1 protein-coding gene is annotated in these 921 nt (G+C 61.0%); it reads left to right on the forward strand.

What is annotated here, in order from left to right; genetic code table 11:
* Window positions 1-55: 55 nt before the first annotated feature.
* Window positions 56-921: IS481 family transposase (locus EN845_RS33780; RefSeq protein WP_135931264.1), on the forward strand; the 866-nt coding region annotated here is incomplete at its 3' end.

A 921-nucleotide genomic window follows, 5' to 3' on the forward strand; every position in this document is an offset into this window, starting at 1 on the left:
TAGTCCCGGAGTGTGGGGGAATCAGTCAAGCTGATCCTTCATTCAGGGATAAGCTATGGGACAGATACTCCACGGCAGCGCCACGACCACGCACGCCATCCGAGCAGCGATACAGCGATCGAAGGCTCCGCTCAAAGAACTCGCAGCGCAGCACGGTCTAAATCGGAAGACTGTCGCCAAGTGGCGCAAGCGGGCCTTCGTCCATGATGCGCCGATGGGTCCGAAGACCGTACGCTCCACCGTTCTGACGGCCGAGGAAGAGGCGGCGGTCGTCACCTTCCGTAAGCATACGCTGCTGCCTCTGGATGACTGTCTCGATGCGCTGCAAGCGACGATCCCGCACCTGACGCGCTCCTCGCTGCATCGCTGCCTGCAACGTCACGGCATTTCCCGCCTGCCCGAGGTCGAGGGCGACAAGCCAGGCAAGAAGAAGTTCAAGCGTTATCCGATCGGCTATTTCCACATCGACATCGCCGAGGTGCGCACGGCCGAAGGCAAGCTCTACCTCTTCGTGGCCATCGACCGGACCTCGAAGTTCGCCTATGCGGAGTTGCATGAGAAGGCTGGTAGGATGGCGGCCGCCCAGTTTCTGCGCAACCTCGTGGCCGCCGTCCCCTACGCCATCCACACCGTGCTCACCGACAATGGCATCCAGTTCACCAACCGCACGCAGGACCGGCACGCCTTCGAGCACATCTTCGACCGCGTCTGTCGCGACAACGGCATCGAGCACCGGCTCACGAAAGTGAAGCATCCGTGGACGAATGGTCAGGTCGAGCGCATGAACCGCACGGTCAAGGAGGCCACCGTCAAGCGTTTCCACTACGACAACCACGATCAGCTCCGTCAGCATCTCCAAGACTTCATCGACGCTTACAACTTCGGGCGCCGGCTTAAGACACTGACGGGGCTAACCCCCTA

Origin of the sequence: Mesorhizobium sp. M8A.F.Ca.ET.202.01.1.1 (assembly GCF_004791595.1) — a bacterium.
Taxonomy (GTDB): domain Bacteria; phylum Pseudomonadota; class Alphaproteobacteria; order Rhizobiales; family Rhizobiaceae; genus Mesorhizobium.